Below are 9,760 nucleotides of genomic sequence, written 5' to 3' on the forward strand. Positions count from 1 at the left end.
TGTAGACACCCTTGGCCAGCGTGCCACCGCAACCCGTCACACTCTGCACCACGTACCCGGTGTCAGGCGTCACGGTGAAGAAGGTGGTGCCGCCATGCACCACCTTGGCGCTGCCGGGCGAGATGCTGCCACCCGCCGTCACCTCGGTGCTGACGGTGTACTCCTTGATGAAAGAGACGGAGACGGTGCAGTCCTCCGTCACCTCAGCCGTGGTGTAGACGCCCTTGGCCAGCGTGCCACCGCAACCCGTCACACTCTGCACCACGTACCCGGTGTCAGGCGTCACGGTGAAGAAGGTGGTGCCGCCGTGCACCACCTTGGCGCTGCCGGGCGAGATGCTGCCGCCCGCCGTCACCTCGGTGCTGACGGTGTACTCCCTGATGAAGGAGACGGAGACGGTGCAGTCCCCCGTCACCGCGGCCGTGGTGTAGGTGGTACCAGAGAGGGTGCCGCCGCAACCCGTCACACTCTGCACCACGTACCCGGTGTCAGGCGTCACGGTGAAGGTGGCCGTCTTGCCGTGCGTCACCTTGGCGCTGCTGGGTGACGAAACGCTGCCGCCCGCCGTCACCTCGGTGCTGACGGTGTAGGTGGCCTCCGCGGTGGGGATGTAGCCGAAGCGGAGGCTCGTCGCTGCCGGGCTGCTGGGATTGAGATCCACCGGCGTGGAGTAGGCGCTGTACAGCACCAGGCCGTTCAGCACGTTCTGATTCGATGCTCCCGTGGGGATGGACACCTTCCAGGTCTCCGTCGTCCCTGTCCGGAGGATGCGCTGGAAGTAGCCGAAGCCGTCCGTCTGGGTGCTGAACAGTCCGAGGGTGGGGCCACCGTTGACCTCCACCACCACGCCCTCCAGACCGGTGTCGTCGTTATCGTGGACGCCGAGCGCTGGCCGGTCCCGGAAGACGTGGCCGGCGACCACGAAGGATTTCGCGTCCAACACCGTCACGTCCTCAGCCGTGGTGCTGAGCGCGTCGAACGGCGTGACGCCCACACCGGTGGGAGCCACCACCGACAGCTCGTTGTTGTAGGTGCCGGTACCGGTGGACACGTCGACGTCCACCTTGAAGGTGAGCACCAGCGGCGCCCCCATGGTCACCGCGAGCCCAGACCACGTCGGCTGTCCCCCCTGGTGGACGGAGGTGGGCGCCAGAGTGCTGGAGCCCGGCTGGTAGCGGAACCCGCTCGGCAAGAGGTCGGTGACCGAGATCCCCTCCACGCTCGTGTTGAGGGAGTTCTCCACGGTAATCGTGTACGTGGCGGTCCCGCCCGCGGACACCACGGGCGTGCTGGTGCTCTTCGTCACGCTCAGTCCACCCACCTGGGTGGTGACGGAGTCGGAGCAATCCGACCTTGTCGCGCTGGGGCAGGAGTAGAAGTCGACGACCTCGGACGGGAGCGTATCGGTGCGAGTCGGAATCGCCACGACCTGCAACGAGGAAGACTCCCTGGCGGCGACGCTCCCCAGGTTCCAGCTCACGCTGCCCGTCGTCCCCACGCCCGGTTTGGCGTTGGCCTCAGGGAAAGAACCGACGTAGAGCCACCCTGCCGGCAGATGGCTGGTGACGACCACCGACTCAGCGCCGGCGTTCCCGTTGTTGGCGTAACTGACCGTATACGCCGCGCTCCGCCAGAGCTTATCCCCCATGCTCCCGTTCACCGGCGAGGCCACCGTCACCGTCGTGCCGGCGATGCCCGTGATCCGAGCGACCGTCCCGTTGAGGGACAGGTACCCTCCGACCTCGAGCAGCGCGGAGCTGTTGACCTTCAGGGTCGTCGTGTTCGAGGCACTGGCTGCCAGCTGCGCGGCAGGGCCTGGCAGGCTCGCCGGGCCGCTGCTGATGAGGCTCATGCGCTCTCGCTCCACTGAGGTCGCGACGGTCGACTCGCGGAGTTGCGCGTTGCTGGCGCTCACCGAGGCTTTGTTGACCAGGGGCGTCAGGCGCCCTGGCAGGGAGTTATCGACCCGCACCCGGAACTTGAGCTCCCGGGTCTGCCCGGGGGCGAGGTCTCCGAGGGAGAAGTTCACCTGGTTCTTACCGACGTCGTACGACCCGCTCCCCTGGGTGATGGACTCGAAGCGCGTGTAGGGCGGGAGGGAGTCGCTGAGCACCACCCCGGTGGCCGTGGAGGAGCCCGCGCTTCCCACCGTCAGCGTGTACTCAATGAGCAGCCCAGGCACGACGGACGTCGGCGTGCCCGAGCTGCTCAGCGTCAGGTTCGCATTGCCGTCCGCCAGGACGGTGACCGTGTTGCTCGTGCAGCTCGCGGGCCTGGACGCGCCCGTGCAGGAGCTGCTGTCGGAGACCGTCGCGAAGTCATCCAGCGCGGTCAGTCCGCTCGGGAGTCCAGTTGCGGAGACGACCATCCGGAAGCTCAGGGTGGCCGTGGAGCCCGCGGGCAGGGTGCCGATGGGCCAGCTCAGGTTGCTGCCCGAGGCCGAAGGGGTAACGCCGCCCGTGATGCTGCCCGCCACGTACTGGTACCAGGACGTGGCCGGGATGGCATTGGACACCGCCACGTTCGTCGCCGTCCCCGTGCCCACGTTCTCCACCTGGAAGGTGTAGGTGACCACCCCTCCTGGTCCGACGACCACCTTGTCCGCGGCACCGGTGATGGTCAGCATCGGCAGGGCGCTCCCCGTGATCGTGGTGGAAGCCGTCGCGCTGAGCGGTGAGGTCTCATTGCTGGTGAGGGTCGCCGTGTTGACGAGCGGCTGGCCCGAGGTGGGCGAGGCTGGCGAGTTGCCCCGCACCTGCACCGTGCCGGTTGCTCCGGCGGCGAGGGCGCCCAGGGAGAAGACGTGGCGCTGCGGGCTGCTCGCCGCCGCCGAGCACGCCTGCCAGGTCGAGCCGCTGTCGATGGAGTACTCGCAGGCCGTCATCCCCGCCGGGAGGTCATCCGTCAGCACGACGTTGGAGGCGGAGGAGCTACCCACGTTCGCGTAGCTCAGCGTGTAGGTGAGCTTCTCGACCGCCCCGGAGATCCGCAGCTTGTCGACCGTGTTGGACAGGGACAGGTTGGCCGGGGCAGTGGCCGGACAGAACGCCGACCGGGACTGCTCCGTGAGGGAGTCGTAGTGAAGCGTGATGTTACGAGTCCCGCCGTTCGCCTTGAACCTGATGACCCACTGCAATTTCTCAGTGGATTGCACCGTCGTGCCCGCCGCCACCGCGGGAAGCTGGTGGGTGATCAGCGTGGCCGAACCATTGCCGAGGCTGAAGTCCACCGGTGTCGTTTGGGAAATCAGGGTCCTGGCATTGGTGGTGGTATTGACCTTGTACAGGTCGATATGCATCTGGCCACCACCCTGAGGAACGGTCAGGTAGAGAATGAGGGTGGGCGTCAATCCCCCGATGGCCGTTTGCTGCGGGAAGGCCGGCTCCTGAAGGAACGTGAGATCAGCGGTAGCGCCATACTCCGAGGTGGCCGTCACCAGGGTGCTGTAGGGGGTGCTGTCCGTGGGCGGATTGAGGGAGGCGGGACGCACCGTCGCCTGTTGGTTGTCCACACCGCGCCGGAAGTAGAAGGTGTTGTTGCAATAGTAATCCCCGGAAACACCAACGGAGGACTGGGCCTGCGCGGCACCGGGCCCCGTGAGTGGGCTGAGGGTGGCGCGGTTCACGCCCGGATTCGGGTGGGTGAAGGGGGCGGCTGCCGCGGTCGCGGAGAATGACACCGAGCCTTTCCCGCCAGGCCCCACCGCGACCCTTGCGCCTCCCGCGTCACGGAACTCGACTGTTCCGTTGGAGTGCGTGCAGCTCTTGAAGTGCGCGCTGCCAGTGAACGAGCAGCTGGCGTTGACGAAGGTGAAGCCGGCGGGCAGGGCGCTCACGAGGAGGCTGCCATCCGCCGAGCCGTCGCCCTGGTTTTCATAGGTGAGCGTCCACGTGACGGAGCCGCCCGGATTGACGACGGCCACGCTCGACGTCATCGAGAGACTGAACACGGGGACTGGCCGCTCGACGGCGATGGTGCTGGTGGACGAGCGCTGGAGCGGGCTGCCGCCAGGCACGGTGGCCTGGAGGGTGGCGACGTTGGTGAGCGAGGACGCGGTGAACGCGGGAGTGACGGAGATGTTGAACGTCACGCTCCCCTTCGTGCCCGCGGCGAGCGTCCCCAACGGCCACGTCACCTGCCCGCCGCTGAACGAGCAGGAGGTGCCTCCCGTGCAGCTCTCGTACTTGACGTTGGCGGGAAGGGGGTTGGTGAGGGTCGCGTTGGACAGCGTCACCGACGACTCGTTCGCGTAGGTGAGGGTGTACTTGACTTGCGTGACCCCATCCGCCTTGACCGAGTACCGGCTGGGCGCCTGGGTGAGCGAGGCCCGCGCCGAGTAGACCGTGAGCGGGACGGGATTGCTGGTGATGGTGCCGGAGATGGTGTCTGCTTTCGCCTGGGCGTTGTAGCTGCCCACCACGCTGCCCGCGGTCGCTTTGAAGGTCAGGCTGAGGCTCGCACTCGTGCCGACCGTGACGACGGGGCTGAAGTTCCAGGTCAGGGTGCTCCCGCTGACGACCGGGTTGGCGCTGCCGAAGGGCCCGCTGGTGGTCCCGTTGACGTAGCTGAACCCCGGAGGAAGCTCGCCCACGATGCGGGACACGTCCAGGGGGGTCGTGCTGCTGGGGTTGCCCACGGTGATGGTGAAGTTCACGCTGTCGCCCGCGATGAGCTCGCCGGGGGTGCCGGTCATGCCGAGGGTCGGCGCGACTCCGCAGGTGTTGAGCGCCAGGTCCACTCCCGTCCCGGCAACCTGGACGCCGGTGATGAGCGGGTTGCCGTACCAGTTCTCGCTCGCCTGCGGCGTCATCACCGGGAAGTGGCCGGGGAAGTTCGCCGTGTCGATGTGCCACGAACCGCCGATGTACACCTGCCCCAGGCTGTCGCTCGTGACATAGGAGAAGGTGCGGTTGTCTATCCCGGTCGGCGTCATCCCGTCGTCCAGACGGGTGTTGTCATCCACCGCCTGCACGCCGATGAGGTAGTTGCCACGTGGCAGGTCGCGGCTGTCCCAGCGGGCCCGCCACTCGTTGAGCTTGCCGGACGCGAGGGTGCCGTCCGCCGCCCAGCGCCAGGTGCTCCCGTCGTCGGAAACGCCGTCGAGGTCCCTGTCGTGGTAGTACCAGAAGCTCACCTTCTTGACGGAGGGCTCGACCACCTCTTGGGAGTTCACCCACAGGGCGTCCTGCACCTTGGCGGTGAGCTCGTAGGTGTCGGCGCAGGTGCTCGGCGCCTTGGCGGTCACCGCGGTGATGAGCGGCTGGGCGTAGGAGTCGTCCTTGTCGAAGGAGATGAAGTCACCGAAGGGGCCGGGAGTGTTGGTGTTCGCGGTCCACTTCCGGTTGAGGGCACAGTCCTTCTGGAAGGGATTGTTCAGGCTGTTCGCGGTGCAGAACAGCATCGAGATGGGCGTCGAGCGAGTGACCTTGGGACCGCCGTGCGCGCTCGCATCGAGCATCGCCACCGGGATCTGGTAGTCGATGAAGTACTCGGTGCAGGGGCTATTGGTGACGAGCTGCGCGCGGGTGGTGCCGTAGTCCCAGACGGTCGCCACGGAGCCATCCCCCCAGACTGACTTCGGGGCCGCCGTGCCGTCCGGGGGTGTGAAGTTGAGGAGGCGTTCGGTGCCCTCGTCGACGAAGGCGGTCGGCTGGGTCCCCAGCAGCTTGATGTTGGCCGGATCGTCCAGGTAGTTGATCGACTGGGTGGGAATCTTGCCGTAGATGCCCGCCAGGGTGTCGACGGGCGCCGAGGGGGAACCGGCCGACCCGTTGATGTGCGCGGCGAGGGTGCGGTAGCCGCTGCCGTCGAGGTTGAAGAGGACCGTCCAGAGCGCCGAACTCCAGGGGTCACCCGAGCGGAACGTGCCGGCGGAGGGACCCGTGGCGTAGGTGTGCGCGTCCTGGCCGACGCGCCAGCGGAACAAGAGAACGTCCTTGGTCGGGTCCGTGGGGTGCTTGTGGAGAGCGTAGTAGACGCTGGGCAGGGCCTTGTCGACGCACGACGAGGCGATGTTGACGTGGTTCTGCGGCGAGGTGCCGCCGTTCGACGGGTCCTTGGTGCGCGGGTCGTTCAGCGCATTCTGGAAGCGGGTGTAGGGCAGCCACTCTCCGCAGGTCACCCCGCACTCAGAGGCGACCGGTTCCGCGGGCCAGGAGACCGGGGGGTGGTGGACGGCCGGGCCGGTGCCTCCATCCCAGTAGGGAGGCGCGCTGTCGTGGAGCCCCTGGGCCGAGTTCTCCAGCGAGCTCCGCTCCTCCGAGCACGCCGCCAGGATTCCCAGGAAGCAGGCCGCCACGACGGAGGAAAGGCGATGCCCGGGACGCGGCGCCAGGACTGGCGCGGCCCGCTTCGAGGGACTCAGGAACTTGGAATGGTTCATGCCGGATTGCGACCACACCGCGTGCGCTCAGGACCCGATGGCGCCAACGCGATAAGGTGAGCCCCCACTTCAGTGTGAAAACCTGTACAATTTTCCGCAGGGCATTCTACTCTGAGAGAAGTTTTCGTCCAGCTCCCGTTTAGAAATGGACGAATCCTGATCTTTGGAGATGACGGCGGGGGCAACCCCCGCCTCGCCCACCCCACCCCACACCCCACCCGGCACGTACTCGAGGGCCGCCCGGCGGATGCTCGCCTGGGCCTCGACCCCGCGTGAGCACCCGCCCCTGCCCCGTGTAAGCAGGTGCCGAGCCCGCCGGGTCCCGGCGATTGAAAGCCGATTCTGCCGCATGGTAGGACGCGGGTGACCGCTCGCTCCCGACCGAACATCATGGAATCCCTCGGAGCTGGACGACCTCGTCGGCGGTTGGCTCGAATCATCGCAGGCGTGCTCCTGCTTCTCGTGGGGCCCCCCGCGCTGGTGCTGGTCACCGCGGTGGCCGCTCTGCACAACCTCGACCGTCCCTGGTTGAAACAGCGCATCGTCTCCAGGGTGGAAGCGGCCACGGGCCTGCGGCTGGACTACCAAACAGCCCAGGTCGCCCTGCTCTCGGGTCTGCGACTGGAAGGGCTGGTGGTGCATACCCCGTCGCCGTTTCAAAGCATCGTGCCCGAGCTGCTGCGCATCGGCACCCTGGAGGCGCAATGGTCGCCCCGCTCGCTGCTGAGCGGGACCACCTTCGTTGAGCGGGTGGCGGTGCGGGACGCGGCCTTTGCCCTGGTGGCCGACGAGGCGGGGGCCACCTCGCTCACGGCATTGATGGGGCCGGAAGCCCCTGAGCCGCCGCCCGTTGAAGCGCCACTCGGAGGCTCTCAGCAGGTCGCTGCCCTCCTGGCCTCCGCGCCTCCCGTCGGGAAAGTCGAAGTGTCGGGCGTGTCGTTGAGCTACGTCCGCGTCCGCAACGGTGAGGTGATCGATCGCTGGGACTTGCGTGGACTCGCAGCCACGGTCGAAGCGAACCCCCAGGACGATGGCTGGAAGGTCTCCGCGAAAATAGGCCAACCCGGAACGCCGCTTCCACTGGAGTTGAGCCGTGAAGGCTCAGCCATTCCGTCGGCCCTGGCCCAGCTGGAACTGACCCTCTCGGCGGAGGCAGGGGCGTCTGCCGCTCGCGCGCGGGTGGACCTCGATGTCGCACGGCAGACTTTCAATCCACAGTTCACGGTCCGCGCACTGCTGCACGGCACGGCCTCCGCGAAGTTCGATGGCGAGAAGCGGCACATCGCCATCGAGCTGGACCGAACCCAGCTGACCGACAGCGCCGAAGTGCAAGCCCAGTGGGTGCTTCCGGATGCAGCGGATGTTCCGCCAGTCGTGACGCGGGCCCTGGTGGATCTCGATCTCGGACGGCTGCTGCAACAGGTCCCCGCCGATTGGCGTCCGTTCTCCATCGAGCGCGGTGCAGTGCACCTGGACGCCCAGGAGGTCACGCTCAGCGCCATGCCGCGGCTGGGAGCCCAAGGCAAACTCGGGCTGGACATCGACGTTGCGGCCCTCCAGCTCGTTCAAGACGATCTTCGGGTGGCACTCGGCGGTGGACGGGTCTCCCTGGTGGCGACCCCGGATCCCCAACAGGGGCTGGCCGCTCAACTCGCGTTCGCGCTCCAGGGGCTCGAGGTCGGGGGGCCCACCACGCTTCGTGTTCCGAAGGCCCACGGTGAACTGAAGGGCCAACAGCTGCGGCCAGAGCTCTCATCGCCCATCAAGGTCGCGGGGGATGCGGCCCTGTCCGGAATGGTGGAGGCATTGGACGTTCGTGCAGCAGGGCTCCGTGCGACCGCCGACCGTTTGGGATTGCAGCTCCATGCCCCCTTGGCGGGTGAGCCGCCCTTCGCACTGAAGGCGGACGTGTCCGTGGGGGCGCTCCAGGTGGTCACGGCGGATGGACGCGAGGTGCTGAAAGGCCCCGTGCACGTGAAGCTCAACGCGTCGGAGGCGTTCCCCCGGTTGGACGAGCCGCGGCTCAGCCGGGCCCGCGCTCGGCTGGAGCTCGACGTTGGCACGATGCACGCGTCGATGAATGCCACCAAGGGGACCGACGATGTGGCGTACACCTTGGCCGTCCAGACCCCGGACCTCGTCGCCGCTCGGCCCTTCATCCCCGAGTCGGTCGCCGCACGCCTTCCCTGGAAGCACCTGGCCGTGAACCTGGCCTCCACAGGCAAGCTGGCGGCACTCTTTTCCTCCTCACCACGGGTGGAGCACCGAACGGAGCTGCGCCTGCAGCGGCCGGGCTGGGACGACGTGTCGGCCAGCAACCTCGCCGTCGTGATGCGCTCGCGAGGAGATTCCTGGCGGCACAAGGGCGAGCTGGATCTTCAAATCGAAGGGCTGCGCGTCGGTGAGAACGACGCGGGCCCTCAGCACCAGACCCTGACGCTGGACCTCGATCGCCGAAAGCCGTCGCTCCGGCTGGGGCTCACCAGCCATGCGGGGCTGAAGCTCGCACTCGATGCCGCACTGGCGTTCGATCGAAAAGCCCGCGCGCTTCGCTTTGACGTCAAGGGCGACGTTCCGCCCCTCGGTGCGCTGTCTCCTCTCCTGGCCAAGGCGCGGGTGCCCGCGGAGCTGGATCCCTCGCAGCTCGCGCTGAACGTCCAACTGCGGGGCACGCTTCTCGGCGTGCTCACGGACCTCGCCGCCGACGGAACCCCGAGCCTGGCCCCTGCCCCTCTGCGCACCGCCAGCTTCGAGGGAAAGGCAGTGGTGGACGCGCGCGGTATCCGCTGGAGAGAAAAGGCCCAGTCCCTCAACCTCCCCGCGCTGCATTGGCAGGTCGAGTCGCACGTCGATGGGCCACTGCGAAGGGTCCACAGCAACCTGACGGTGGAAAAACTCACCGTGCGCATGGGCGAGCGCCGGCTGTCATTCGCCGACGTGTCCAGCGACACCACCGCCACCTTCACCGAGAAGTGGGAAGCGGACGAAATCGAACTGAAACAACTCTTGAAGGTCCGCTCCCTCGAACAGAGGCCGGCGCTGCCCTATCCAGTGCAGGACCTGGAATGGTCGTTCTCCGCTCGCCGGAAGCCCAATGGCGTCATTCACATCCCCGACCTGCGACTGTCCAACGCGGGGACGAGTACCCAGCTGAAAGCCGAAGGCCGGCTCGAACTCGGCGCAGACCGGCGCCGCCTGGCGGTCCGGGGTGAGCTGGAGCAGGACCTGTCCAGACTCGCGCAGCCCGGCCGCCTCGAGAGCAGCGGCAAGGTCACGGTCGATTTCCGGGTGGCTTCGCCCAACCTGGTGGTTTTCCGAACCCTCTCCAACGTTCTCTTCCAGAACGTGAACTTGCGGCTGCCCGCATCGGGAGTCGCG

At 67.4% G+C, this 9,760-nt stretch carries 2 protein-coding genes; one reads left to right on the plus strand and one right to left on the minus strand.

Annotation, left to right across the window (positions count from 1 at the left end; translation table 11 throughout):
• A partial coding sequence (locus tag VF697_RS00435; RefSeq protein ID WP_331091114.1) for an InlB B-repeat-containing protein occupies window positions 1–6,382 on the minus strand: 6,382 nt, incomplete at its 3' end.
• Between the two features lie 390 nt (window positions 6,383–6,772).
• Here VF697_RS00435 and VF697_RS00440 point away from each other — a divergent pair.
• The coding region (locus VF697_RS00440; RefSeq protein ID WP_331091116.1) for a hypothetical protein at window positions 6,773–9,760 on the plus strand (2,988 nt) is incomplete at its 3' end.

The organism is Archangium sp., assembly GCF_036388035.1.
In the GTDB taxonomy this organism is placed as follows: domain Bacteria; phylum Myxococcota; class Myxococcia; order Myxococcales; family Myxococcaceae; genus Archangium.